The 24,032-nt window shown below is 64.3% G+C and carries 27 protein-coding genes and 1 riboswitch; of the genes, 14 read left to right on the top strand and 13 right to left on the bottom strand.

All coding sequences use genetic code 11. From position 1 onward, the window contains the following. Positions 1-269 precede the first annotated feature (269 nt). On the top strand, positions 270-1,121 hold the full coding sequence (locus VHK65_09485) for a hypothetical protein (protein ID HVS06380.1): 852 nt from the start codon (positions 270-272) through the stop codon (positions 1,119-1,121). A gap of 218 nt (positions 1,122-1,339) precedes the next feature. Here VHK65_09485 and VHK65_09490 read toward each other — a convergent pair whose 3' ends face one another. After that, positions 1,340-2,620 (bottom strand): hypothetical protein, encoded by a 1,281-nt coding sequence (locus tag VHK65_09490; protein ID HVS06381.1) that lies wholly within the window; start codon positions 2,618-2,620, stop codon positions 1,340-1,342. Between the two features lie 235 nt (positions 2,621-2,855). Between VHK65_09490 and VHK65_09495 the strand changes: the two genes are divergently transcribed. Next, a complete protein-coding gene (locus VHK65_09495) occupies positions 2,856-3,278 on the top strand; it encodes a hypothetical protein (GenBank protein ID HVS06382.1) in 423 nt (140 codons plus the stop codon). Positions 3,279-3,416: 138 nt separating this feature from the next. Here the strand turns inward: VHK65_09495 and VHK65_09500 are convergent, their stop codons facing one another. Together VHK65_09500 and VHK65_09505 are read right to left on the bottom strand one after the other, a co-directional pair. After that, entirely contained in the window at positions 3,417-4,085 is a 669-nt protein-coding gene (locus VHK65_09500) for a hypothetical protein (protein HVS06383.1), read from the bottom strand. Positions 4,086-4,106: 21 nt separating this feature from the next. After that, entirely contained in the window at positions 4,107-5,141 is a 1,035-nt protein-coding gene (locus VHK65_09505) for a hypothetical protein (protein HVS06384.1), read from the bottom strand. 296 nt (positions 5,142-5,437) lie between these two features. On the opposite strand from VHK65_09505, the gene VHK65_09510 reads away from it, so the two are divergent. From VHK65_09510 to VHK65_09520, 3 genes are read left to right on the top strand one after another with little or no spacing between them, the layout of a single operon-like run. Beyond that, entirely contained in the window at positions 5,438-6,382 is a 945-nt protein-coding gene (locus tag VHK65_09510) for an ABC transporter permease subunit (GenBank protein ID HVS06385.1), read from the top strand. Next, entirely contained in the window at positions 6,379-7,317 is a 939-nt protein-coding gene (locus VHK65_09515; GenBank protein ID HVS06386.1) for an ABC transporter permease subunit, read from the top strand. Before VHK65_09510 ends, VHK65_09515 begins: the two co-directional genes overlap by 4 nt. Next, the gene (locus VHK65_09520; GenBank protein HVS06387.1) at positions 7,314-8,651 is read left to right on the top strand and encodes a kelch repeat-containing protein; all 1,338 of its coding nucleotides are present in this window, start codon (positions 7,314-7,316) and stop codon (positions 8,649-8,651) included. Before VHK65_09515 ends, VHK65_09520 begins: the two co-directional genes overlap by 4 nt. Before the next feature lie 21 nt (positions 8,652-8,672). Here VHK65_09520 and VHK65_09525 read toward each other — a convergent pair whose 3' ends face one another. From VHK65_09525 to VHK65_09540, 4 genes are read right to left on the bottom strand one after another with little or no spacing between them, the layout of a single operon-like run. Continuing rightward, on the bottom strand, positions 8,673-9,098 hold the full coding sequence (locus VHK65_09525; GenBank protein ID HVS06388.1) for a VOC family protein: 426 nt from the start codon (positions 9,096-9,098) through the stop codon (positions 8,673-8,675). A gap of 9 nt (positions 9,099-9,107) precedes the next feature. Next, positions 9,108-10,748 carry an ABC transporter permease subunit gene (locus tag VHK65_09530; protein ID HVS06389.1) on the bottom strand — a complete coding sequence of 547 codons (1,641 nt, stop codon included), beginning with the start codon at positions 10,746-10,748 and terminating at the stop codon, positions 9,108-9,110. Then, the gene (locus VHK65_09535) at positions 10,738-11,664 is read right to left on the bottom strand and encodes an ABC transporter ATP-binding protein (GenBank protein ID HVS06390.1); all 927 of its coding nucleotides are present in this window, start codon (positions 11,662-11,664) and stop codon (positions 10,738-10,740) included. Before VHK65_09535 ends, VHK65_09530 begins: the two co-directional genes overlap by 11 nt. A gap of 11 nt (positions 11,665-11,675) precedes the next feature. Then, on the bottom strand, positions 11,676-12,359 hold the full coding sequence (locus VHK65_09540; protein HVS06391.1) for a TetR/AcrR family transcriptional regulator: 684 nt from the start codon (positions 12,357-12,359) through the stop codon (positions 11,676-11,678). A 134-nt stretch (positions 12,360-12,493) separates the two neighbouring features. Between VHK65_09540 and VHK65_09545 the strand changes: the two genes are divergently transcribed. Then, the gene (locus VHK65_09545; protein ID HVS06392.1) at positions 12,494-12,883 is read left to right on the top strand and encodes an ACT domain-containing protein; all 390 of its coding nucleotides are present in this window, start codon (positions 12,494-12,496) and stop codon (positions 12,881-12,883) included. A 69-nt stretch (positions 12,884-12,952) separates the two neighbouring features. Here VHK65_09545 and VHK65_09550 read toward each other — a convergent pair whose 3' ends face one another. After that, the gene (locus VHK65_09550) at positions 12,953-13,858 is read right to left on the bottom strand and encodes an ice-binding family protein (protein ID HVS06393.1); all 906 of its coding nucleotides are present in this window, start codon (positions 13,856-13,858) and stop codon (positions 12,953-12,955) included. A 128-nt stretch (positions 13,859-13,986) separates the two neighbouring features. Continuing rightward, entirely contained in the window at positions 13,987-14,871 is an 885-nt protein-coding gene (locus VHK65_09555) for a Hint domain-containing protein (GenBank protein ID HVS06394.1), read from the bottom strand. A gap of 71 nt (positions 14,872-14,942) precedes the next feature. Here VHK65_09555 and VHK65_09560 point away from each other — a divergent pair, with 71 nt between their 5' ends. From VHK65_09560 to VHK65_09570, 3 genes are all read left to right on the top strand, one after another. Continuing rightward, positions 14,943-15,200 (top strand): GlsB/YeaQ/YmgE family stress response membrane protein, encoded by a 258-nt coding sequence (locus VHK65_09560; protein ID HVS06395.1) that lies wholly within the window; start codon positions 14,943-14,945, stop codon positions 15,198-15,200. Positions 15,201-15,332: 132 nt separating this feature from the next. Next, on the top strand, positions 15,333-16,253 hold the full coding sequence (locus tag VHK65_09565) for an ice-binding family protein (GenBank protein HVS06396.1): 921 nt from the start codon (positions 15,333-15,335) through the stop codon (positions 16,251-16,253). A 36-nt stretch (positions 16,254-16,289) separates the two neighbouring features. Then, positions 16,290-17,078 carry a class F sortase gene (locus VHK65_09570; GenBank protein HVS06397.1) on the top strand — a complete coding sequence of 263 codons (789 nt, stop codon included), beginning with the start codon at positions 16,290-16,292 and terminating at the stop codon, positions 17,076-17,078. Positions 17,079-17,497: 419 nt separating this feature from the next. On the opposite strand, the gene VHK65_09575 is transcribed toward VHK65_09570, so the two are convergent. Beyond that, the gene (locus VHK65_09575; GenBank protein ID HVS06398.1) at positions 17,498-17,854 is read right to left on the bottom strand and encodes a hypothetical protein; all 357 of its coding nucleotides are present in this window, start codon (positions 17,852-17,854) and stop codon (positions 17,498-17,500) included. An 82-nt stretch (positions 17,855-17,936) separates the two neighbouring features. Between VHK65_09575 and VHK65_09580 the strand changes: the two genes are divergently transcribed. Next, positions 17,937-18,812 carry a lytic transglycosylase domain-containing protein gene (locus VHK65_09580; protein HVS06399.1) on the top strand — a complete coding sequence of 292 codons (876 nt, stop codon included), beginning with the start codon at positions 17,937-17,939 and terminating at the stop codon, positions 18,810-18,812. Here VHK65_09580 and VHK65_09585 read toward each other — a convergent pair. Together VHK65_09585 and VHK65_09590 are read right to left on the bottom strand one after the other, a co-directional pair. Then, on the bottom strand, positions 18,809-19,600 hold the full coding sequence (locus VHK65_09585; protein HVS06400.1) for a dienelactone hydrolase family protein: 792 nt from the start codon (positions 19,598-19,600) through the stop codon (positions 18,809-18,811). The genes VHK65_09580 and VHK65_09585 overlap by 4 nt on opposite strands. 9 nt (positions 19,601-19,609) lie before the next feature. After that, positions 19,610-20,131, bottom strand: coding sequence for an alpha/beta family hydrolase (locus VHK65_09590; GenBank protein HVS06401.1), 522 nt, complete (start codon positions 20,129-20,131; stop codon positions 19,610-19,612). A gap of 19 nt (positions 20,132-20,150) precedes the next feature. On the opposite strand from VHK65_09590, the gene VHK65_09595 reads away from it, so the two are divergent. Genes VHK65_09595 through VHK65_09605 form a run of 3 tightly spaced genes read left to right on the top strand, consistent with a single transcriptional unit; the run spans position 20,151 to position 21,335 of the window. Beyond that, positions 20,151-20,381: a hypothetical protein gene (locus tag VHK65_09595; protein HVS06402.1), complete on the top strand. Its 231-nt coding sequence runs from the start codon at positions 20,151-20,153 to the stop codon at positions 20,379-20,381. After that, on the top strand, positions 20,378-20,581 hold the full coding sequence (locus VHK65_09600; GenBank protein ID HVS06403.1) for a hypothetical protein: 204 nt from the start codon (positions 20,378-20,380) through the stop codon (positions 20,579-20,581). Before VHK65_09595 ends, VHK65_09600 begins: the two co-directional genes overlap by 4 nt. A 43-nt stretch (positions 20,582-20,624) precedes the next feature. Beyond that, positions 20,625-21,335, top strand: a complete 711-nt coding sequence (locus VHK65_09605) for a tetratricopeptide repeat protein (GenBank protein HVS06404.1) — start codon at positions 20,625-20,627, stop codon at positions 21,333-21,335. A 118-nt stretch (positions 21,336-21,453) separates the two neighbouring features. Here VHK65_09605 and VHK65_09610 read toward each other — a convergent pair whose 3' ends face one another. Next, positions 21,454-23,208, bottom strand: coding sequence for a hypothetical protein (locus VHK65_09610; protein HVS06405.1), 1,755 nt, complete (start codon positions 23,206-23,208; stop codon positions 21,454-21,456). A 199-nt stretch (positions 23,209-23,407) separates the two neighbouring features. Between VHK65_09610 and VHK65_09615 the strand changes: the two genes are divergently transcribed. After that, positions 23,408-23,704 carry a hypothetical protein gene (locus VHK65_09615; GenBank protein HVS06406.1) on the top strand — a complete coding sequence of 99 codons (297 nt, stop codon included), beginning with the start codon at positions 23,408-23,410 and terminating at the stop codon, positions 23,702-23,704. Positions 23,705-23,834: 130 nt separating this feature from the next. After that, positions 23,835-24,016, top strand: a riboswitch (cobalamin riboswitch). Positions 24,017-24,032 lie beyond the last annotated feature (16 nt).

Raw genomic sequence — 24,032 nt, forward strand, 5'->3', positions numbered from 1 at the left:
CGTCTACATCGCGGTGGCGGCGGGGAGCGGAACGACCTACCTCGAGCCAGCCTTCCTGTTCACGGGAACCTTCACCCAGGGCGGGACGGATTTCGAAAAGCGCGTCCTGGTCCCTGCGCTCGTCACCAGCGCGATTAAGTCATAGGGTCCAGGTTCGATTGTTCGAATAGTGTCCGCCACGGGCTACTTAACCGAACACGATTCGAACCCCCTTCGTGGTTCGCAGATCTCGTCGAAGGGGTAACTCAGAACGTGGAATGATGAGACAAATGGCTATTTCGCGGGCAAATGCCTTTCTTGTGAACACGATAGGACCCACCGGGACCCCCTTTCCGTTTCGTGTCCGGACCGAAGTCACGCCAGCGGGGATCTGGACGTTGTCTTTGGTTGCACTTGATGTTTCAGACGTCGGTCCCTCCTGGGGAGACATCGCCCTGCCCTACACCTATGTATGGGACGTTGGCCACTACCAGTTCCGCCCAGGGAGCGACCGGTTACTTCTCGACGCGGAGGAGATCGCGAGAACACGCGCTATCGAAGTGATGGGATACGAGATAGAGTGGGCCCGCACCCACCGGGGTCCAGCCCGCGAAGGGATTCGCGACCTAATTCGGATTCGGAGTTCCGACCTCCCGCGGTTTGTTGAAGACCTGCACACGTATGACTTCGAGATGATCGACGCGAGCCACGAACTCTCCAAGGCGGAACTCGACGAGCTCATGGTGATCGCCCATGCGCGAGAACCAAAAGCCGGGATGCTTGACCCTCTTACGTGGGCAAGCCTCTACGTGAGCAACCATGACGCGTGTTACATGTGGCAGGAGGCCCGGTCCAACGACCTCCTCCGGGCGACCGTCAGCCGCGCTTTAGTCAACTTCACGATAGCTTCGAGTCACACCGACCTCGAGGTGACGGCCCCGAATCCTAGGGTTCTAGACCACCTAATCGAGCCTGCCACCGCGTGGACGGCTCCTCAGGACATGGTCACTCTGTCGGAGGACGCGATCAGATTGGCTGTATGTCGTGGCGACTGGAAGCTTGGCCAGAATCTCCCACGAGAAGCCGCTTATATGGTGCAGTACCGGTTCAAGGCCGGTACTTGGGAATGGCTAGCGGCCTGACCAAGAGTCAGACTCGTGGGTGGCGGAGCTCCGCCGGGAGCCGCAGGCTGGCAACTCCTAGTCCAGGTTGGCTCTGAGGACGCGGCAGGAATGATGTGGGGAGATGGGTGCCGGCTGCGCGCGCCGCTAAAGGCCTGCCGGACTGGCATCTTGGGACCGGCCCAAATTCGTTTGTTCGATTAGTGTCCGCCACGGGCTACTCTTTAGGACGCTTCTACTCACGAGGAGCTACAGAGCGCTTGGGCCCGCGCGAGCCATTGGTCGTCAGTGATCGGCTGACGACCGGGGTCAAAGGGGCCCGGGGAGAGCTGATGCATGAGGTCTTGTGCGGCACTGATACCTCCATTTCGCTCAGCGCTAGCGAACGGGGCCTCTGCCACCTGAGACTGACAAACCTCTGAGATGGAGCGAGTTGGTGCTGCCTGATCGAGAAGCCATTGTTCGAAGGCGGCATAAGGTTCATATGCGGGAAATCCAAAGCGATAAGTGAGTGCATAGGCGGCAGCTTGGCGAAACTGCTGAAGCCTCTGACCTGGTGTGTGGGAGAGCGACATCGAAATGGGCCATTGCCAGGCTGCAAGCGTGGTCGGCCGCGTAGAAACAGAATCGAACGTGATGACAAACGTAGCGGCATCAATCGGGAGTCCGGCGCGCCGAGCAAGAAGGTTGTATTCGGCCTGGTAACTGTTGACTTCCCCGACTACCTCGGAATGGCCGGTGGGCGCCACCAAGACGATGGATTGGGATGTGGCCCGAACAGAGGTGGCTGGACTATCGCTTGGCAGCGAGGCAGACTGCCAAGCGACGCCGCTCCCCATGAGGAGTGTCACCGCTGCAAGCGGTAGCAACGGGAGCACCAATGGCCAGCCCGATGACCGGAAATGCCAGAGCGCCAAGATCCCCATCACGAGCAAGCCAACCGTCAGCACAGACCCCGCCGCGCTCATCCAATTCCCGATGTCCTGGTAATACCGTGGTGCCGTCGCCAACGACACGGCGCTTGGCAATAAGGCTGCGGTCAGGCCCACGAGCGTTGAATTCCGAGTTGCGCTGCGTTCGGTTGATCGCAGTAACACGGCGAACGTGATCGGTACGAAGACCGCCGCGACGCTGATTGACAGTCCGGCAACGATGAGCAGCCCAAAATAGCTGGCAAGGCCATGGTAGCCAGGGCAGCACGTATACGTCGATACCAGGTCAGCTCCAAGCAATAAACCGATGGCTGCGCAGACAACGCCGGTAACAATGGCGAACACCCGTAGTCCCGCGGCGACACCAGAACGTGGAGCAACCCGTTTGAGACTTTGCGTGGCGATAGCCGCGCCCCCGACAACGGCGGCTCCACCAACCGGAAAGGCCAGCCAGCGCAGGCCCTCGAGGAGGCTGGCAGTATGCCGTGGCAGCATCGAGAGGATGAGGAACCCGCCAGCATAGAGGAACGTAGAAAATGCGATCCGCGCGTCGTAACGGTTGTGGCGGTCGACCCTCACGGTGGACAAAACGGGACGGGCTAAGAAAGCTGCCGCTGCTGCTCCAGAACACCCTGCTGGCTTTGGCGGGGTGGCCTTCCTGTTGTCGCGTTTCTTACGCCTCCGGCCCATTCAAATGTTCGATTAGTGTCCGCCACGGGCTCCTCCACCGAACACGCTTGTACGCTAGTTCCGCCGCCGGCCGCGAAGGTAGCTGGCCACCCGGCGCGTTGAGACTGTGGCGACGGCTCCAGCTGCTTGAGGAATGCCCTACCTGCTCTACCTGCTCTTCGTCGTACTCCTACCCGTGGTCAGCACCGGGGGTGCGGTTGCCCTCCTGGCCGGAGCGTTCGGGCGGGGTACGCAAGCCTCCCTGTTCAGTGTCCTGAGCGCGGTCGGCCTCCTCCTGGCCGCGGGCCTGTTGATTTTTGTAACGGCGACCGGATCTGGCTACTCAAGCGTAATGGCTTTCGAGGAGTTGATCGTCGCTTCGGCCGCGGCGCTGGTAGGTTCGGGCGTCTTGATTTTGAAGCCACCCGCGGCTCGCCGGCTCGCGGCCGTTCTCCTCGTTACGGCGTACCCGCTTGTGCTTTTCGGGCTCGGATGGGCCGGGAGCCTTCTCTCGTCCGGCGCGACGTGCTGGGTGGTAGTCAAGGCCGCGCGAGCTGCCGCCGGCTGGTTCACCTGACGCGTCTCGGCCTAGAAGAAGGGTGGTCCAAGACGCGACCCTGCTGCTTTCGGAACTCAGCCGCGACCCGTCACTGCCCGCCGCACGAGCCCTCGATACTGGGGAGGAGGAGCGACTCGCTCCTCCTCCGCTTGAGCGCTACTGCCCGTCGCCTGGACTGAGCCTAGACGAGAACGGTTGCGGTAGTCCGAGTCGGCCATCCGACCACGCGACGTACAAAGTCTGGTCCGTGTAGGGCGAATTCGGCGTCGCGAGTACATAGTTATCGGTGTAGTCGCCGAAGTTGGGGATGATGTTTGACGAAACGTTGAGCCATCCCGTTGGCTCGGTCGTAACGCGCACGTTTCGGGGGATGTCCTCGGTGCGCGGATCAAAGCTCACGGCCGCCATGACGTCAGTCAGCGCCCCCGGCTCTCGCTGCTGGTACCAGGTCACGTTCAGCTTGCCGTCCGCATCAGCGTTTCGAAGGGCCGGCAGGATGTTCCACGTCGATCCCGGATCCGCGTTCAGGCGGATGGGAGCGTCCTGCACCGGCTTCAGGCTGACGAGGTTGAAACTCTGGAGCAGGATATCGGCGGTCGGGATGCGGCGCGCGTCATTCCAGGCAATGCTGACCGTCCCCGCCGGCTGGCTGACCGCGATCCTGGGGAAGTCCTGAATCCCCGGGGATGGGAATTGCGGGACACGATTGTAACCGGGCACGATCGCGAGATCGATCGAAATGATATTGACGGCCTGCTGCTTGGGGGTGGTCCCGCACGGCGACACCGGCTGCACGAGAAGGCAGGCAAACGGCACGTAGGCCACCTTGTTCTGTACGGGCAGCGTCTAGCAATCCGTCGGGCCCCATGGCGGTCCGAGGTTCGTCTGCAGGTTGTATTCCCAGGCTACGTAGACATCTCCGCTACCAACATGCACCGCTGGGTACGACCCCTCGTTCTGGCACAGCTGGCCGGGCTGAACTACGAAGTACGGCGTGGGCGATCCCCCGGGTGAGCAAACCGGAGTTCCGGGACTGCTGATGTCACAGGCCGCCAGCTCGATCTGGCCCTGGAAATTTGGAGAGGCCGGGTCTCCGTTGTAGCGGGTATAGCTAGCGTAGAGGCGGCTGCGGCTCGGGTCAATCGACAGGAATTCCTTGTCAAGGAAGTCACCCGGACCACCGGCTGCTACGAGGACAGGTGGCTTGCAGGCGAGGATGTTTCCCGTGGCAGCGCACGCGTTGACAGCTACGTTCGACTGGCCGGTCACGACACTGATGTAAAGGCTGCTGACATAGAAGTAGGTGGTGCCCCCTCGTTGCCAGCTTTCTACGCTGGGGTCGCCGAAGAGCCGGTATCCGGTCGTGCAATCGTTCGGGAGCCCGCCCATGTCGGTGAACGAGCGGCCGCCGTCGGCTGAGAAGCCGTAACCAGTGACCTCCTCTTTAAAGGGCGGTGAATACGAAAGACCGCAGGGGGCCAAAAAACCCGTCACATCGTTCCACGCGTCGACCACGTAGGGGCCGGTCGCGGCAATCGATGTTTCGGCCTGGCCGTATGCCTGGGCCCCTGGTGGCACCGCGAACTGGTCCTCCTGAGGATTGGCCGCATTGACATTCTTGCCAAACTGCCGTGGCGCACCCTCCTCGTTGTGCTCCGGTTGCGTCTTCGCCGCTGACGTCGCGGCCTTCGGCCGTGGAACACCGGCCTGCTGGCTCGCCTTGAAGTCGCAGTAAATGCGAGCGCCGGCCGAGGCGGCCACGTGGCCGATTCGGGCGCAGAAATCGTTGCTCGCTAAAGCCGGCGCTGTCGTGGCCGCGCTGAGCGGCAGCAAGACTAGTCCGACGATCCCACCCGCAGCAAAACGGCGCCAATTTCCCATCCCCATTCCCTCCTGGTCAGCCGAATCCTCCCGACGACTTATCCAATAAGCTAACGCCGCCTTAGCGTCCAGTCAACCGACCGTGCACTCTGCCCAATCCTGTGGGGACTCGGCAGACGCCGCAGCTATGCTTCCTTCGCCGTAAGCACGAGCTAGGCTTCCGACTGGATGGCCGCCGTGCTGCTTGAATTTGCGCGCACCGAGACGGGGCCCGCCTAACTGAGCAGCGCGATGGAGTCTGCGGGCCCGGACCTAATCTCGACCTAACAATTGGATGCAATGGTGGGATCGTAGGCATGCTCTGGCTGAACCTGAGCCTTATCGCACTGATCGTCAGCCTGGCCGTGGCCATCGTTTTCGCGCGCTGGCCGCAGTTGTGGGCATCCGCGCGGATCGTCGCGCTGTTCGCCTTTCAGCTGAGTGGCATTCTCCTGGTGACCTGGCTACTGGTCGCCGTCGTCCAGCCTCCGGTGCTACCGGGCCGGGTGCGTGCCGGACCGACCAACGTAGGCGGCGATTGGCATCAGGTGCTCAGCGTCGTGTTGATTGCCGCGGAGCGCAGCTTCGCGCTGATCGCCGTCGCGATCGCCGCGGGCACGGTTGCCGGCCTCGGCGCAACCTTCGCCATCACGGTCTTGCGCAGCCGGCGGCTCCTCGCGATCGCGCCCCTGGTGACGGTCTTGTGGGTCGTCCCCACCTTCCTGTTCGCCATCCTGGCCCAGGAGATTCAGTTCCTGCTTTATAACTCGCTGGACCTGCGGGTGAGCGGGGGGTATGGCGAGGTGTCCATCGGACAGATTTTCTGGTCGGCTCTTGTGCTGGGCGTGCGCCCGGCAGCCTACATCTTCCGGCAGACCCGCGTCGCCCTAGACCAGGAGAGCACCATGGATCACGTGCGTGCCGCACAGGCGCGCGGGTTGCCCTGGCGAGTAGTCGCGCTGCGCTACATCATCCGGCCGACCGCGCCGACGCTGGTGGGGACCTGGGTCAGCTCGGTGCGATTGATGATCGGCTCCCTGCCGCTCGTCGAGTTTTTCTTCGCCTACCCGGGACTGGGCTACACGCTCTTGCTCTCGCTCGGGATCGCGCCCGGCACTCAAGCGCCTGCCCCCAACGCGGACCTTGCCATCGCCCTCGTCGTCGCCATGGCCGGCCTGCTCGTCCTGCTCGAGTCGGCGGCATCCCTGCTGCAGGGCTGGCTCGACCCCCGCATCCGCGACCTTCGCCTCGAGCAAGCATGAGACGGGCCGCGGCGGTGGCTGGCGTCGCGATCCTGGTCGCCCTGGGAGCCCTGCTCGCCTATGGCTTGCTGCAACCACTTATGTGGTCGACCACCATCTGGGTCTTCGGCGTCGGGCACGGCACGCATGCCGTCTTTCTGCCACCGTTCCACGCATTCAGCACGATCGACGTCTTCGACGCCGACAACAACGTGCATGGCACCCACTTCTATCTGCTGGGCTCGGACGACGGCGGGCGCGACCTGGTGGCGTTGACCGCGCGCGGCGCGCTGCCCTCCCTGACGCTGGTCGGGCTGGTTGTGATCGCTCGCGTGCTCATCGGGGCCCTCGCCGGCCTCGCCATGGGGCTCGGCTATGGTCCGGTGCGCCGGCTGAGCCGGGGCATGAGCCGCTGGGTGATCGGGTTCCCATACCTGGCGCTGGCCATCATCGTCATCCACGCACTGAGCCCGCGCAACCGCCTGCTCGCGTTCGTGATCGGCATGGCCGTGGTCGGATGGCGCGATGTCGCCGAAGTGGTTGCCGAGCGGATCGAGCATGTGCGCTCGCAGCCGTTCGCCATGAGCGCCCGGGCACTCGGCACGCACGGACTGACGTTCTTCCGCATCCACGTGCTGCCCCACCTGCGGCCTGCGCTGGCGGTGGAGCTACCATTTCAGGCCAGCGCGGTGCTCGTCCTGCTCGCGGAGCTGGGCTACCTGAAGGTGTTCATCGGCGGCGTTATCACCCTCGCCGAAGGCGAGCGGGGTGACCAGCCCCTCCAATTGCTCACGCAGCCGGAGATCGGCCAAATGCTCTCCGACTCGTACCGGTACATCATCCACAATCAGTTCCTGCCGGTCCTGGTACCGGCGCTGGCCATCGTACTGGCTGCCCTCGCGTTTGAGCTGATCGGCACCGGGCTGCGGTCGCAGATCGACCAGAGCGTCCGATGAACCGAACCCTCAAGCTCATGACGGCAGTCGCCGCGTGGCCGATCCTGCTCGGCGCCTGCGCGCTACCCTTTGTGACGCCGGACGCCTCTGGCACAGAGGGCAAGCCCATCGGAGCCTTTGGACCCGAAGCCAAGACGGCGGCCAACAACCTGGGCCTCGTTTTCGCCCTCCTGCCCGACGACCGAGTGCTGGCGACAGGTGGCTCCGCCTCTCGCGGCTCTTTGGACGACGCGGAGGTGTACGAGGCGCAGCGCAACACCTGGTCGGTCCTTCCCAGCATGCCCGAGGCACGCAACCAGCACACCGCGACGGCGCTGCTGGACGGCTCGGTCCTCGTGGCGGGCGGCACCTCGGCAACGGGCGACGTCCTCGCGACGGCAGCGCTCTTTCACGCCAACGGGACCTGGACGCCAACCGGGCCGATGAGTCAGCCGCGGTGGGGGCATACCGCGCTGCGGCTGAACGACGGGCGTGTCCTGATCATCGGCGGATGGGCGAGAGCCTATCCAGGGCCCGGCGTCGCTCCCGACGCCACCGTCGACCTTTTCGATCCAGCAACTCAGCGCTTCACGCCGGTCGCTCCAGCGCCTGCCGTGCTATGGGGGACGATGTTTGCGACCCTCCCTGACGGCCGGGTGCTGATGGCGGGCGGTGAGGATCCGACGAATGGCTCGAACTCGAAGGCCTGGCTTTACGATCCGAAGACGAACGTGTGGTCGTCGGCCCGGCCAATGCCCGGATCGCGCAGCTACGGAGTCACCGCTACCCTCGCGAATGGCAAGGTGCTGGTGGCCGGCGGCAATCAGATGCAGCCCCAGCCGGCCGCGCAGCCTCCAACACCATTGAGCGGCGCGATCCTTTATGACCCAGCCCACAATTCGTGGTCGAAGATCGCAGATGCACCGACCGCGATCAGTCAAGGGTTTGGCGGAGCCATCGTTCTGCGCGACGGCCGTGCTCTCGCCTTCGCGGTGGACTTTTCGGGAGGTGCCGCAGGGGATGTCTCTGCCATCTTCTATGACCCGGCGACAGGCACATGGTCGACGGGTTCGCCCCTTTCGGTCACGTCTTCGAACGGAGGGACCTTTCCGATCGTCCTGCAATCCGGCAAGGTGCTGGTCGTCCTTGGATCCACGAGCGTGCTCTTCGATCCCGAGCGGACGGCGCCAGGCCCGCCCCGGGCGCCCGTCCACCCGCTCGCGTCGCCGCAGTTGACGCCCTGGCTCCTCCTGGCCGCGGCCCTGCTCGTTCTCATCCTCGGTGCGCAGTACGGCCAGGCACAATTTCGCGGCCGAAGGCGGCCCGACGCTTCGCCGAAGGGGTTGGCTGAGTAGCGTCGCGCCGGGATCGCTGGTCTACGAGGTTCTGGCCGCCGTTGACTCGCGCGCCTCGGTTTCTGCCAGGCCCGGCTGCTGGTAGATGCCGATCAGGTTTCCCGCGGGGTCACGAAACGTCGCGACCACCTCGCGGGCCTTCGGGTCAACTGGCTTCACGATCTGACCGCCAGCAGCGACGATCGCTTCAACCGCGGCGGCGGCGCTGCCCACCATGATGTAAACCATCAGTCCGGGCTCGGCCGCGATTGGCCGCCCGAGCACCCAGGTGCCGCTGACCTCGTTGACGGTGTCGTCGAATGCCGTCGAGCCGTCACCGCGTCGTCGCGTCTGCCATCCGAAGGCCCGCTGGTAGAACTTGGCCGATTGCTGGATGTCCTTTGCGGGAATCTCGATGTAGCAGATCTTGCCGGTCCGGTAGGTGGCTGTGGTTGCCGGTGTGGTCATCGCTCGAGCCTACACCCCGATATCTTTGCGGACAAATCGAAACGCGCCAAGGCCTAACGCCAGGGCGGCGACCGCGATCAGGCCCAGCACCGAGGTCAATGCCAGCCCGTGGATCAGCGGCGTGCCGTAGTAGTAGAAGGGCGAGAGGCGGAGTGTGGCGCTGGGCAAGAATTCCGGCCCGATGAAGCTGATGAAGAACCAGATCAGCAACAGGAAGCTCAGCAGCCCGGTGTCTGCCGCTGTCCGCAGCCACCCCGAGGCCAGGTACCCGATGGCGGCGATCAGCAGACCGAGCGGGATCATGCCGAGCGTGGCCGCAGCGAGGTTGCCCGCATCGAGCGTCAGGCCTGCCGCCGCGGCGGCGCCAATCGACGCGAGCAAGGTGATCACGCCGATGAAGACTGTGGCGGTGCCGAGGGCGGCGAACCGTGCCAGCAACACCCCGAGGCGCCGCTGCGGAGTTGCCAGCAGCAGCTCGAGGCGGCCGTCCTGCTCGTCGGCGGACCATCCGTTGACCTGGGTGACGGCAAACGCCATCAGGAAGAGCGGGAGAAAGACAAAGATCGCGCTCAAGAAGCCGGCACTGACGCCGGCATCGCCTCCACCGAGGGTCTTGATGAAGTTCAGGACAGTGGGCGAACTCGCGAACAAGGACGACAGCCTCGACTCCATCTGCTGGACAGCGAAAATAATCCAGCCGGCGAAGCCCGCGATGCCCAGTGTCCACCAGAAGGTTGGCATCGCGATCATGCCCAGGCTGCGCGCGTAGACCGAGCGCAGCGACCAGTCTCCGACCGGCAACGCCCGGCTCGCCGCGCGCTCGGGGAGCCGGAGCCAGCTTGGCAGCGGGACCGTCCCTCCAACATCGCGATGAACGAAGAGCCAGACCGCCGCGCCGCTAAGAAGCACGGTCAGGACGAGAAGGAGGAGCATCGCGCCGGCATTGACGCCGTAGCTCGGCACCAGGGGTTTGCTCAGGTTGTAGTAGTAGACCGGAGAGAAGCGGGAGATCCATTCAGTGTTGGGAATCACGCGGCGGACCATGTCCAGGACGATGAAGATAAGGAGGAGGCCTGCCGTCCAGCCTGCCGCAGGGCCTGACTCCTGGGTGAATTGCGAGATCAACAGCGCCACGCCACCAATCACCGCGCAGAGCAGCGCGAGGTTCAAGCCGAAGAGGAGCCCATCACTAAGGCTGAAGCCGCCACCGAACTTCTGGCCGCCCGCGAACGCCAGCAGCCCGGTCAAGAGACCCATCGCGAGCAGCGCGGTCCACATCGCCGCCAGCTTCTCGAGGGCCACCGCCAATCTCGGGTGCGGCAGCGAGAGCAACACATCCAGCGAGCCGCGATCTTCTTCACCGCGCAGCATGCGGCTAGCGGCCAGCAGCGGCCAGACGGCGATCAAGAAGATGAAGATGCCGATCTTGAAGGTCGCGTAGCCACCGATCGTGTCGACTGCGACGACATCCGCGTTCCATGCGAACGTGGCGGCCAGGCTGACAAGCTGGGCCCGCGCCTGCGGCGTCGTCAGGAGCGTCGCGACGCTCGCCATCGGCGATACGACGACGAGGCCCATGCCGATGCCCCAGCCGAGGATCGGGATCCGGTAGTCGCGGAGGGTCTTGAGGAAGACGCTCCTAAGCCACATGGTCGGCATCCGTGGTACGCGGAGCGTCCGCTTGGTAGTAGCGAAGGAAAATATCCTCCAGGCTCGGCTCGTAGCTCGTCAGCGACACGACCGGATAGCGCGCCGCCGCCTTGATCACCGCATCCGCCGGTCCCTGCATGGCGAGGTGCAGGCCATGCCCTTCATTCAGCGCCTTCACGTCGATCACCCCGTCCAGCGTCTTGAATGTCTCGGCGGGAATCGCGCTGGCGAAGATGATCGTCATTTCGTAGCGCTTGATGGCCTTCACTTCGGCGACGTCCCCCAGGCGCACCAGTCGACCATCGCGGATGATGCCGACCGTCGAGCAGGTCTTCTCGACTTCGCTGAGGACGTGCGACGACAGAAAGACGGTGCGCCCTTCATCGCGCGCCTCGAAGACCAGGCGATCGAATTCCTGCTGGTTCAGTGGATCGAGGCCGCTCGTCGGCTCGTCGAGAATAAGCAGGCGCGGGCGGTGCATGAAGGCCTGGATCAGGACGACCTTGCGCTTGTTGCCGGTCGAGTACTGGCGGAACTTGCGACTGGTGTCGAGCTCGAAGCGGTCGATCAACTGCTTGAGGTACGCATGGTCGACGCCCCCGCGCAAGTGCCCGAAGTACTCGAGGATCTGCCCACCCGTCAGATTGGGATCAAGCGCGGGCTCGCCCGGCATATAGCCGATGAGGCGCTTGATATCCAACGATTTGTTCCAGCAGTCGAGCCCCGCGATCCGCGCTGAGCCGGCGTCGGCGCGCAGCAGCGCCATCAGCAGCCGGATGGTCGTGGTCTTGCCCGCCCCGTTGGGGCCCAGGAAGCCGAACACCTCGCCCTCCTCGACCTGGAACGAAACGTCGACGATACCGCGCTTGCTGCCGTAACTCTTGGTGAGTTTTTCCGCCTCGATGATTGCTCCCATGGATCTCCTTTTCAGCCGAACCAGAAATGTAGGGTCGACTCATCCGTCAGCGTTAGTGACCCCTTCGGTATCCCCAGGATCCGTTCGAATGCCTCGGTGAACGAGGCTACGGATCGCCGAACGACCTCGAAGGTGATGGTGCCGGCCTGACGGGCAATGAAGTGCCCGTTCGCGACCTCCTGAAAACCGAGCATCAGCGAGACGAAGACGGTGGCGGTCTCGTCGGGAGAGGCGGAACGGAACACGCCCTCATCGATGCCTTGCTGTATCACCGCCGAGAGGAGCGGGACCATGCGGCTGACCGTCAACCGGCGGAGCTTTTCGCGGACGATCGCGTTGCCGTCTGAATTCCAGACCTCGATGATGGCGAGCATCAGGTCCTTGTGCTCAGCCTTCCGGCGAGCGATACCGGCGAAGAAACGCTCCAGCTTCCGCAGGGCCGGCAGCTTCGCGTCGTACAGGACAGGCGCCAGGTCCGCGATCGCGCTGTCGGCGAAGCGTTCGACGACCGCCTCCAGCAGCGCCTGCTTCGAATCGAAGTAGTGGTAGAAGGCTCCCTTCGAGGCTTCGAGCTCGTTGAGGACGTCCTGGATGCTCATCGCCTCATAACCCTTCGTCTGGACGAGGCGCTGAGCGACATCCAGGAACGCGTCCCGACGGACCGTATAGAGGGTCGCGTTTACCGTTCGGGCCATGTCCACGATAATAACAGACCGACGGTCGGTTTGGTAATCCACCCGGGCTCTGGCCTTCGGGGGGCTAGCGGCGGAAGCCTATTCGAACGCGCTGCACAGCAACCAGCTTTTAATAGGTGAGGAGGGATGGCCCTGTGCCCAAAGCGAAGCAGCTGACAGTGTCGGTCGACAATCGGCCGGGAATGCTGGGGGAGGTCGGCTCGGCGCTCGGCGCGAAGGAGGTCAACATCGTGGCCTTCATGGCCACGGTTGCCGACAATCGGGGCATCATCCGGATGATCGTGGACAAGCGGGCCGTGGCAAAACGGGTCTTTGCGGAGCATGGCTGGGTAACCACCGAAGAGGAGGTGTTGGAAGTCGCGCTTCAAGACAAACCTGGAAGCCTGGGGAGGGTCGCCCACAAGCTGCGCGAGGCCAGCGTCAATATTGACTATTCGTACGTGGGCTTGGGGCCGAGCGCGCGGCGCGTCAATGCCTACTTTGGGGTCTCAGATCTAAAGGTTGCGTTGATCGCGGTCCGCTAAGGCCGAGCGGCACGGAAGCGACGATACCGGAGGACAGGATGATGTCAACCTGTCCTCCGGTTGCGCAGCCTAGGACGCGCTGCGGCGGTCGACCCCATTCCTGAGGCTGAAGCGCAGGACTCCAAAGCTGCCGGCGATCCCAGCGATCAGCACGAGGACCCAGGGGAAACTATCGTGAGCCGGCCCGCCGCCCGTCTGCGCCAGTGTGGGGACCGTCGATGTGCTCGTCGTGCCGGTCGTGCCGGTCGTGCCGGTCGTGCCGGTTGTGCCGGTTGCGCTACACGGACCCGTGGGCAAATTGATGAGATTGCTGTCTAATGTGACCGCGCCATTCCGTGCCAGAGCCCGACCCGGGAGAATAGTGGCTCCAGTGACCATCGTGATCGAGGTCAGGGCAATGATGGTTCCCTTGAACTGCGTTCCCGTTCCGAGCGTTGCGGAGCTCCCAACCTTCCAATAGACGCCACACCCCTGAGCGCCGTTGGTAACGAGAACTCTTGAGTTGCTCGCTGTCGTGAGGGTGCTACCGGTCCGGAAAATGAAGATCCCATTTCCGCTGAGGGTGAGGGTTCCTGTCAGTTGTGCCGACGAGGAGAAGGTGTAGACGCCGGGGGTAAGGGTTTTGCCTCCCAGATCCTGACCCGTCATACTGCGCGTCGTTGCCCAGCTCGCCAGATCGTTGTAAGCGGTCACAAGAGAGTTTTTGGCGCCGAGCGCCACGGCATCCGTCTTGTGCCGGCTCGTTGCACTCCCTGGCGGGAACCCCGTCACTGCGGTACCCGGGCTCAACCCGACTGCGCCATGAATCACCGTTGACCCGGTATTGGTGATCGTGCTGCCGGCCAGCACGGCAAAACCGATCGCGGTCCCCAAACGTGGTTGGGTGGCGGCCAGCGCCGCCATTGGCCATGCGCCGAGGACGAAAGCTGAGACGACAATCGAAAGCGCGATCACAGGCCGCTGGATCTTGTTCATTGACTTGTCCGCTCCCTTGAGTCCTGGTGGTCAGAAATACGCCGCGCCTATTGGACGCCGCGACACCGCAAACGGACTCAGAGGCGAACGCTACACCGAGGGCCTAAGAATTTGCCGGTGAGTTCCTATCAGAATATCACCAAATCAATTTTCCTGTAAAGAGTGCTCCCAAGAAGCACGCCGTTCGCCCAGTACTCCCCGCTGGAGCTGAGCGGCAGCAGGTCCCAGGTCGCGCCGACATACGGCACTGACTCCGTGGCCGTAACGCGACTCCCGTCCAGGAGATCGCCGGGGTTCAGCTCGCCGACCCGTCGACCGTCACCGGTGGGGTGGCCGGGCGAGGCGACGACCGCACGCCCGTCGGCGAGGACCACGCGGATCACTCGATGACCGAATGGTGCGGGAGTGTGTCCAACAACTGATATTGGGGCGGCAACGCGACGGCCGGCGTCGATGGTCCAGACGAGCATACCGGGCCGGAGTTCCGTCACGGGAACCTCGCCGGTGGGGGTCGCGATCCGGTCCCCTGCCGCGAGGCAGATCGGGCAACCGTACCGTCCGGGGAACGGCGTGGGATCGTGGCTCTCGAGGTTGATCGCGCCGTGCGTATCGATGGTTCCCACGACGTGTTCCGGCGAAGGCCTGGCGGCGATGTAGTCGAATCGGAACGCTTGTCCCTCCGGTTGCAGCAGCAGCGCTCCCAGCAGCTCGGCTTGCTGCAGGATCCGGCGGTCGTCGGCGGCGGTGAGATGCGCGGCATCGAGCTTCTCGTGACGGACGATCGCGTCAAAGGTCGCGGGGTCTTGCGACCGCAAAGCCGCAACCTCTTGGGCCGCCTGCGCGTCGTCCGGCATGCGGACCACCGGCGGTCCGCAAAACCGGGGTGGTCCAATCGTGTCGATCAAGCTGTATTTCAGCTCGGGCGTCGTGAGCGGCTGCGTGCCCCCGCCGTACTTGACCGACCCGCACGCCGTCAGGGACAGCAAGACGAGGGCGATGATCAGACGGCGCACGGTATTAAGACGTCGCCGATCGCAAAAGGTTCCAGTCGCCATGGAGCGCAAATTCGCATATCATGGGCGCCATGAATGGTGTGAACTGGCTCTGGTGGATCATCATCGGCGGCATCGCGGGTGCGCTCGCTGGGCGCGTCGTCCGAGGGCGCGGCTTCGGGATCATCGTAGACATCATCGTCGGGATCGTCGGCGCCTTCATCGGCGGTTGGATCATCTCCGGCCTCCTCAACATCCAGGGGAGCGGGATCATCTTCAGTTTCATCGTCGCGTTCATCGGCGCGTGTATCCTGCTCTGGCTGCTGCGACTGGTTGCCAAGCGTGGGTAAAAGTGCCTAGTCGACATGGCCATCGTTAAGGCGACAGGTCGTCCCATGCCACGGTGAGTCACATTAAGGCATCAGCCAGTCTTGTATTGGGCCTGTTGCATATTTATCTGCAACTCGAGTTATGATGCCGCTGTGAAACGAACCCGTCGCTACACGATCGCTATTGTAATTTCAGCCCTGATTATTGGGGCAAACTCACTCTCGGCGCTGGCGGCCACCGACCCAGGTCTCGCGTCCGCTGGGTTTTTCGCGGTGCTGTCTGGAGCCGGCATGACGAACACCGGCCCGTCCTGGATAAGTGGCTGGATCGGCGCGTCCGGCGCCGGCATCACCGGATTCCCGCCCGGAACCGCCGGGCCTCAACACATCGGCGACTCGACGTTCACGACGGCCGAAACGGATTTGACAACGGCGTATGCCAATGCGGTGCAGCCGTGCACGGTGGACTATTCTGGCGTCAATCTCGGGGGCAAAACCCTTACCCCTGGTGTCTATTGCCAGACATCGGGTGCGGTGCCGTCGCCGACGCTGACCGGGACGCTGACACTCAACGGCTCGGGTATCTACATCTTTCTCATTGGAACCAGCGCGGCGCCGACCACGCTCATTACGGCACCCGGTGCCAAGGTGGTCCTCATTGGGGGCGCCCAGCCGTGCCAGGTCTTCTGGCGGGTCACGTCCTCCGCGACACTTGCCACCACAACGCAGTTTGTGGGAACCATCATGGCGAACATCAGTATCCAGCTGCAGAATAAAGCCACCCTCAATGGCCGAGCGCTGGCACGGACCGCTGCCGTCACCTTGGACACTAATCGCATCATCCAGCCGACCGGATGCGGCTATGCTGCGCCTGCTGCCGTTCCCCCGCCCGCCGGAAACACACTGCCGGCCACGCTGCCGCCGACGGCCGTAGCCGGACCGCCCAGCGGTGGCGGCGGTCCTCTACAGGGCGATAGTTTCCCCTGGATCCTGGCTCTTGTCGCCGGTGTCCTAGCCAGCGCCGGAGCCGCGCGCATGGGCATGACGATGCGAGGCCAGCGCCGCCGCACGTAGTAGTAGTCTGGCGACAGGAAGTAGGGGCCGACTGCAATGCTGTCCGCACGCCACGGCTCGCTCGGTCGACTCACCGCCGCGCTGATGGCGGCAACCGTCCTGGCTGCTTGCGGAAATGTCCAGGCGAGCGAGGGCCAGCCGGTTCCCCGCCCATCTCCAATGGCGGCGATCTCTTCGCAACCGGGCGCGCAGCCTGCCGTCGCCCCCTCCGCCGATCAACTCCTTGTCCAGGCGCCCTTGGTCGATCCCAGCGTCGATCTCCGGGCGGGGCCAGTGGACGTGCCCGTCGAGCTGCGGATTCCGTCACTGCGGATCACCGCCCCCGTGCTTGGTGTAGGGATCAACGCCAAGAACGTGATGGACACGCCGACAGGTTCGGCGAACGATCCCGTTTGGCGCAAGGTCTTCTGGTATCGGGGTGGCGGCATCCCGGGCGACGCGACCACGGCGACGATCGCCGGTCATGTCGATGACGTTCTTGGCCGGCCCGCCGTCTTCGCGCACCTCAAAGACCTGAAGCCGGGCGACCGAATTGTCATCCACGATACGGGGACCGACCTCGACGTCGAGTTCGTGGTGACCGCCACCGTCGTCTACACGCTCAAGCAGACCGTCGACCACACCGTGCTCTCGCGGATCTACGGGTCCGGACCTGCCGATGGGCAGGGGCCGCAGCCGTCGCCTGACGGCCTCGCCCACCTGACGCTGATAACGTGCACCGGGCACTGGGTCAGCGGATGGGGCACGTTCGATCACCGTCTGGCCGTCTACGCGGAGAGCCTTCCGTTGCCGCTCACACCTGGTCCACCGAATGGGAGGGCGTAACCCAGGCGGAGGTCGCGACCGCTAACGAGGGCTGAACGTGACCGACCAGGAGCAGCCCCAGCCGGTCGTCATGGCGATGTAGTAATTGGCGACCTGCAGGTTTGTTCAGAATCTTCGTGGCCGTCGTACTGGCAGCTCGACCCGATCGTGTACCGAGTTGGCGGGAGCGGTGGGGGTGGCGTCGGGACATATGGGGGTGGGGGTTGGCGTCGGGGAACGCTTGGGCGTCGCCGTGGGGGTCGGTGTCGCGCTGACCCTGACGGAGGCCGTTACCGTAGGGCTCGGTGCGACCGCCGCAGGATGCCGGCCGTGTCAAGAATCAGCTGTGCGCCGGCACCCACGATCAGGACGGCAATCACGACCAGGACGAGCTTCATCCGTCAGAACAACGGCACCGTCCCGATCGACCTTGCCCGGCGTTAGGTAGCGTGTTGCCGGCCCTGGGCGCGAGACACGAGGCGCTGCCTGATGCCGTAGGCGGCCACGATGCCACCACCGGTACCGAGCGCGGCCGCGATCAAGCCTCCAAACACGAAAAGCAGCTGCCGAGCGCCAATCCCGTAGGCAAGGGCGCCCAGGCCAGGAAGACCGAGAGCTACGACGACCGCCCCGCCGAGGCCGATGGTGGCCGGCGTGACCCAGGTCGTGCGCAAGGAGAGGCCACCGGGACGGGACCACATCAGGGCCATGAAGCGGTCCGCTGCGGGCAGCAACCGCAGCTGCCAGGCATCAAGCGGCGGCTTGCCCTTCGGCACTCGCGTCCAGGGATAGCTCATGGGGGTGCAACGCGAGCCCATTCGAAACCTTAGTACGCGCCTGATTGATTCATCGCTCCGGCGCTCATAGAATCCGCCCGAAATGAGACGCCGTCCCGGAATCCGACTGACCGCTCCCATTCTGGCGATCGCGCTGAGCGCATGCGGTGCGGCCGCCCAGGGCGCGGCACCGCCGGCACGCCCGTCCGCGTCGCATCTTGCCGTGATCACGGCGAGCTCACCGGTGGCGACGCCCAGACCACACGTCGTTGTCGTCGATGCGGCCTACGTCGCCGACGAGCTGGGTACCGTCGAGCAGGCCATTCGCAATCCCGCGACGCCGCCAGGGGACTACACGAGTTTGGGGCAGCGCCAGCAGATCGCCTACCATCGGCTCGCCGCCCACCCCGAGTGGGTGCCGGCCGTGCTCAACGCGGTGCCGCCATCGGTTCGCTCAGCCATCCAGGACAACCTGAGCGCCGCCCAGCAGATTGGTGACCTGAACGGCACGAGCAGTGCTCTGCCGCACTGGCGGATCATCGCGCCGCCGGGGCCCGACGTGCTGCTCGGCTACTACAACGAGGCGCAACAGGCCTCTGGCGTGGCATGGCAGTATCTCGCCGCCATCAATCTGATTGAGACCAACATGGGCCGCATCCAGGGATTGAGCTCGGCCGGCGCGCAGGGCCCGATGCAGTTCATGCCGGCGACCTGGGCCAGCTACGGCCGGGGCGACGTCAACAATCCCCGCGACGCGATCCTCGCGGCCGGTCGCTACCTCCACACACACGGGGCGCCCCAGAACATGACCCGCGCCATCTACGCGTACAACCCGAGCATGCTGTACGTGCGAGCGGTCCAGTTGTACGCGCAGCAGATGTTTGCCAACGAGCGGGCCTTCCTCGGCTACTACAACTGGGACGTCTATGTGCCGACCAGCAACGGTAACGTCCTCTTGCCGGAAGGCTTTAGCGGCTAACGTCCCGAACCCGGCCCAGCGAGAACCCGCCCAAAGAACCGGAAGGTGCGTTGCAGCGCATCGTCGATCGCCGCCTTGTGCTCGGTCGCCCCATACCGAAGGAATCCATGCGGCGCAGCGGGATAGGTGACGACCTCTTTGTCGGTCGTCAGCGCCGCCTGAAACGCCGAGACCTGGTCGGCGGGGATGCCGGGGTCGGCGCCGCCGAAAATGCCCAGCACCGGAATGCGGATCTCACCGGCGAGCTGCAGCGGCGAGAGACGGCCTGGCTCGGCTTGAAGATGCCCGTAATAGGCGACGGCGCCGGCTAACCCACCGACCCGCGCCGCCGCAACATAGGCGAGACGGCCGCCCATGCAGAATCCCCAGCACGCCACCTCGGCGGCGCCACGCGCATGCAGATCATCGACGGCGGTCTGCATGTCGGCCAGAAAACGCTCGTCGGGGAGCTGCTGAGCACGCTGCACCGCGCGGGCCATCGCTTCCGACTTGATGCCGGTCCGCTCCGGTGTCCGCATCGACGCCGGCAAATCGCCCTGACGCCCGAAGAAATCGACGAGCGCCGCAGCGTGGCCGTGCCCGGTGATGCGCCGGGCAAGGTCTTTGTAGAAGTCGGTGTAACCCCAGATGTCGTGGATGATGAGCACTGCGCCGGGCCGGAAACCGGCGTCCGGCAAGGCCGCGAATTCTCGCAACGCCGCGCCATCGCCGGCGGATAACGTTCGCTCCTCCTCTTTGACCGCGGCCGCGGCACGCGGACCGTCATCGTCTCCCGGCGCCGTGCACATCCGCCCAGTCTAAGATCTGAGTCCGCGAACGAATTCCGCGACCCGATCCATGGCGGTATCGATCACCGGCAGCAGACCATGACCCACGCCCGGAAACGTCACGAGCTCCACCTTCCGCAACAGCCGGACCGACGAGCGCAGCAGGTCAACCCGAGCGAATGGATCGGACTCGCCTGACAACAGCAGCACCGGGCAATCGATCTTCGGCCAGTGCTCGGTGCGCAGGTCCTCGGGATGGCCCGGCCGGTGGAGCGGGTAGCTGAGGAGGATCAACGCTACATAGCGCACCTCGACCGCGGCCATGCTGGCCACGCGACCACCGTAGGAATGACCGCCCGCGATCGCGCCCGCCGGGACTTTCTGGATGAACACGGGAACGGCCCGCTCGGCTTTGGATTTGGGCAAGTCGATCGCGCTCGCCGTCAGCTTGCGCGCCTGCAACGCTTTGACGTAGGGGCGCATGCTCGTCGCGTCACCCGACGCGCCGTGGGCGAGGTAAATGGCGGGAACGTTGGTTGCTCGTGGCGGCACCCGTTAACATTAGCGACCCATGGCACGCGTCCTGCTCGTCGAGGACGAGCCCAACATCGCGTCGATCATCGTCTTCAAGCTCGCCGAGCGCAGCCCGGTCGTGATGATGACCGAGTTCCGTGACACCGTCACGCCAGTGCGGGCCCGGGCGGCTGGCGCCGTAGCGACGGTAGAGAAGCCCTTCAAGCCAACGCAGCTGGCGCGGCTGGTCGCGCAGCTCGTGCCCGCCGCGGCCGCGGGCCGGCCATGATGACGGTGCTGGCGCGCAAGCAGGGGGCGGCGCTCGTCATCCGGGACCGGGCCCTGGGCATCTTCACCGACAAAGGCTTCACCCCGGTTGATTTCAAGGTCGAGCTCGCCATGAAGCTCGCCACCCGGCTGAAGTACACGCCGGTCCTGCCGGCGCAGGAGATGGAGGAGCCGGAACTCCTACGCTTCCTCACCGAATAGGCCGAACGTAAGAGCGGTCGCGGCGCTACGTTGTTTTATTGCGATGACCCCTGAAATCGAGCGCCTGCTCGAGAGCGGCAGACTCGCGGAGACGGAAGGGAACGTCCGCGAGGCGCTCGTCCGCTTCGAAGCCGCCGTCAAACTAGCCGGGAACGAGGCGCTTCCCCGGCTGCGGCTGGGAACGCTCTGCCACCGAATCCGGGATTATGCCCGGGCTCGTGCGGCGCTGGATGAGGCCACTCGCCTTGACCCGGACAATGCGGAGGTGGCCTTCCGCCTGGGCCTGACTTGCGATGCGCTGGGGGATCGGGAGCAGGCCAGGGCCGCATTCGCGCGTGCCATGATGCTCGCGCCCAGTGCCTGGCAAACCTGGTTTCTGATCGGCCGGGACCACCGCCAGTTGGGCCACGCCGAGGTGGCACGCCTGGCGTACCTCCGCGCCCTGGAAGCGGGGCCCGATGAGCCCGAGCTCCTCTTCGAGCTCGGCACGCTGCTCTGGGAGATGGATATGCGCGACGAGGGCTTCGCCTTGCTGGAGCGCGCGGCGCTGGCCTGCCCGGTCGACCCCGGGTTCACCTTGCAGCTCGGCCTGGCGGAGATGGCGCGCGAGAACCTGATGGCGGCGCACCGATTGCTGACGACCGCGAAGCATCTCGATCCCGCGGAGCGGCGCATCGACCTCGCCCTGCAGGACCTCGCGCTTCGAAGGAAGACACTCCGCAAACGCAAACCCAAACTCAGGCGCGCCGCCTAGCGCTTTCGGGGAAAGACAAAGGCCGCTTTGAGGGCGGCCTTTTGTGGGGAGGAGGGGGGCGATGGGATTTCGAACCTGACCGCAGGCTAGCAGCGGCGCATTACGGTGCTGCTAACCGTCAAGCGCCCTGACGGGCTCCGGCGTCCGCCCAGCGCGGGGTCGCAACGTCGGCCGTAAGGACCTGCTCCTGAGCCAGGATTCGCCGCAGGATGGCGACCGATGAGGCGTAGGTGGAATCCAGGCCGTAGTAGGAGAGACCGCGCGCGCCTAGCGTGCGGGCCTGGGTGTACGGCGTATCAGAGGCGTAGTGAAGCACCCCGAAATCGAACGGCAGCTTGGTGAAGTTGATGTTCTCCCGCATCGGATAGCGCGACGATTCAGCGGCTTCATAGAGGGCGTTGAGATAGGGACCGGCTTCCATTTCGACCACGGTGAAGCTCTCTCGGTGATAGAAGTCGAGATACCCGCGGTTTTGCAGGAAGGTGCCGCGAACCGTCACCGCGCGCTGATTGTCCAGCGCGGCGCCGTATACGAGGAAGGGCGCGACACTGTTGAAACTGAAACAGTTGTCCAGCCAGTACGTGTTTTCGGAGTGTTCTTCATAGACGACGTTGGAGATCATGATGTCGCCGATGCTACCGTTGAGGGTCGCTGCCTTGCCAAGGACATAAACGCCGCGCAGCGTCCCGACACTCTCAGCCACTTCCCGCAGGACGTTGTAGGCACCGAGCCCGAGCGGGTAGTTGACATTGATCAAGACGGCCGGGCTGCGCTCCAGGCGATCCGGCGGCGGGCTCCCCAGCCGCGGATCGAGATCGTTGGCGACCAGCCGGTCGACAATGATCACCTGCGCCGCCACATCGAGGCCCGCCTGGCTCGGAAGGAAAAAGATGCCGCGCTCTTCTTCTTCCGCGGTGCGAAGCGCCCGCCGCCCCTCCGCCTCGGGTGACTGCCCGTAATAGGAGCGGGCCGCGTAATAGAGGAAGTTGTCCCAGTTGCCACGAGACTGACCCTGGCGGAGCTTCTTGAGCTCGGGTACCAACTCCAGGTTATTGCTGCGTTCGGTGAACTCCACGATCTCGTGTTGGTGCCGGCGCGCGGAGCCGCTCAATAGGTTCACGAGGCTATGCGTGTTGCTCGAGACGAAGTAGACCGGCCGGTCGCGCACGCCCTCGCGTTGCATCAGGGACTCGATCGGCTGCCACCAGCGGCGAGTGGCCTTGATGTAACCGATCTGGGTGCCGCCGAGCATCCGCACACGGAAGTCTTTCTCCTCGGCCCGGATGCGGCGGAGCGGCTCCAGCAAGTCGCCCCAGATTTCAACTAGGCGCAGCGCGTCATCCTCTGAAATGCCGAGTCGTTGCAGCACCTGGAACTGGTCGGCGACCGTCCTGGCCCGACTGAGGTCTTCCGCATTCAGCAGCGCGTGTAGCTTGTTCCATTCGATTTGAAGCGCGACCAGTTGCGGAATGACGTCGTCGATATCGGATGGGCTGGCGATGTATACGGCCAACGTCTCCTTGCCGTCGAAGTAGTAGCGACGGCGGCGCCCGGGCGCACTCTGCATCTCCCACTTCTCCACGTCGACGTCGAGCAGCCGCTTGAAGACGTCAGCCGATTGGCCGAGCACGATTCGCTTGACTGCGGTGATGGAGGGAGGCAGGCGACGGAGCGCATAGATCAGCGCTCCGGTGTCCGGCTCGGGCGATCCGGCCTTCGGGTGCAGGCTCGACCGCATCCCGATGTGGGACTGCTCGAGCACCTTGAGCTTGGTTTCACCCGAGCTTCGTAGCAGCGTGCCGTACGTCCGGGTGTAGAGCTCGACCGCGTCACGGCCTGGCCCGCGGTCAGGGTCGGCATCGATGAAAGCCATTGTGGGTATTATCCCGCTCGATTTCGAAAGCCTGCCCGGTGACAGAGCGTCGCTTGTTTACATGTTTTAACGAAAGTTATTTGCTGAGGCTGGAACCGGCTCGTACCGTAGGCGCTGGCCGAACCAACAAGCGTCGGAGGAACCTAGCCTGAGAATCTACGAAGCGATTCAAACTGAGACGCAACGCACGACGCTGCGAGTGATCGCGACCCGGGCCGAGGAGGCGAAGCGCAAGCTCAGCCTTTATGGGCTGGACCGCATCCTGTGGGCGCTCGAGGCGTTGAACCTTGCGGAACGCACCAAGGTGCCTGGCGATATCGTCGAGCAGCTGCTCGCGTTTGGTGTTCCATACACGCCTGACGTCAAAATTCCCGACCTGATCGAGCTCGTCTTCACGGCGCAGGAGCAGTTCATGAATGTCGAGCCCGACGAGATCAACCGCGTCCCAACCATCGAGGAGTTGGAAGCCTACTTCGAGCAATCGCGCGTCGCCTGAGATAGCGCACCACTCGTCACTAAACGCCGCCGCCCCATGAGTTCGGGCGGCGTTTTCTTTATCGGCCCCGCGGCGCATCCTATAATGCGGTCACCTTTTGGGGGAGGTGATGCCGACCAAGCGTTCCACAAGTTAAAAACGACCGATAGGTGGCTCGAGGAGAGCTGAAAAGGGAAGCCGGTGCGAATCCGGCGCGAACCCGTCACTGTAACCGAGGAGCCGTGGGCGAGATCCACCGAGGCCGTGCCTTGGGAAGGAGCCCAGCGACAATGATCCGGAGCCAGGAGACCTGCCTATCGGGGACCAACGACCCTCTTCGAGGCTGAGA

Source organism: Candidatus Dormiibacterota bacterium (genome assembly GCA_035544955.1).
Lineage (GTDB): Bacteria > Chloroflexota > Dormibacteria > CF-121 > CF-121 > CF-13.

Coding starts and splice junctions, on each gene's coding strand:
- VHK65_09485 (HVS06380.1), top strand. CDS start 270: ATGGCTATTTCGCGGGCAAATGCCTTTCTTGTGAACACGATAGGACCC.
- VHK65_09515 (HVS06386.1), top strand. CDS start 6,379: ATGAGACGGGCCGCGGCGGTGGCTGGCGTCGCGATCCTGGTCGCCCTG.
- VHK65_09570 (HVS06397.1), top strand. CDS start 16,290: ATGCTGTCCGCACGCCACGGCTCGCTCGGTCGACTCACCGCCGCGCTG.
- VHK65_09520 (HVS06387.1), top strand. CDS start 7,314: ATGAACCGAACCCTCAAGCTCATGACGGCAGTCGCCGCGTGGCCGATC.
- VHK65_09535 (HVS06390.1), bottom strand. CDS start 11,664: ATGGGAGCAATCATCGAGGCGGAAAAACTCACCAAGAGTTACGGCAGC.
- VHK65_09530 (HVS06389.1), bottom strand. CDS start 10,748: ATGTGGCTTAGGAGCGTCTTCCTCAAGACCCTCCGCGACTACCGGATC.
- VHK65_09525 (HVS06388.1), bottom strand. CDS start 9,098: ATGACCACACCGGCAACCACAGCCACCTACCGGACCGGCAAGATCTGC.
- VHK65_09585 (HVS06400.1), bottom strand. CDS start 19,600: ATGTGCACGGCGCCGGGAGACGATGACGGTCCGCGTGCCGCGGCCGCG.
- VHK65_09540 (HVS06391.1), bottom strand. CDS start 12,359: ATGGCCCGAACGGTAAACGCGACCCTCTATACGGTCCGTCGGGACGCG.
- VHK65_09580 (HVS06399.1), top strand. CDS start 17,937: ATGAGACGCCGTCCCGGAATCCGACTGACCGCTCCCATTCTGGCGATC.
- VHK65_09605 (HVS06404.1), top strand. CDS start 20,625: ATGACCCCTGAAATCGAGCGCCTGCTCGAGAGCGGCAGACTCGCGGAG.
- VHK65_09495 (HVS06382.1), top strand. CDS start 2,856: ATGCCCTACCTGCTCTACCTGCTCTTCGTCGTACTCCTACCCGTGGTC.
- VHK65_09600 (HVS06403.1), top strand. CDS start 20,378: ATGATGACGGTGCTGGCGCGCAAGCAGGGGGCGGCGCTCGTCATCCGG.
- VHK65_09560 (HVS06395.1), top strand. CDS start 14,943: ATGAATGGTGTGAACTGGCTCTGGTGGATCATCATCGGCGGCATCGCG.
- VHK65_09550 (HVS06393.1), bottom strand. CDS start 13,858: ATGAACAAGATCCAGCGGCCTGTGATCGCGCTTTCGATTGTCGTCTCA.
- VHK65_09610 (HVS06405.1), bottom strand. CDS start 23,208: ATGGCTTTCATCGATGCCGACCCTGACCGCGGGCCAGGCCGTGACGCG.
- VHK65_09505 (HVS06384.1), bottom strand. CDS start 5,141: ATGGGAAATTGGCGCCGTTTTGCTGCGGGTGGGATCGTCGGACTAGTC.
- VHK65_09595 (HVS06402.1), top strand. CDS start 20,151: ATGGCACGCGTCCTGCTCGTCGAGGACGAGCCCAACATCGCGTCGATC.
- VHK65_09575 (HVS06398.1), bottom strand. CDS start 17,854: ATGAGCTATCCCTGGACGCGAGTGCCGAAGGGCAAGCCGCCGCTTGAT.
- VHK65_09510 (HVS06385.1), top strand. CDS start 5,438: ATGCTCTGGCTGAACCTGAGCCTTATCGCACTGATCGTCAGCCTGGCC.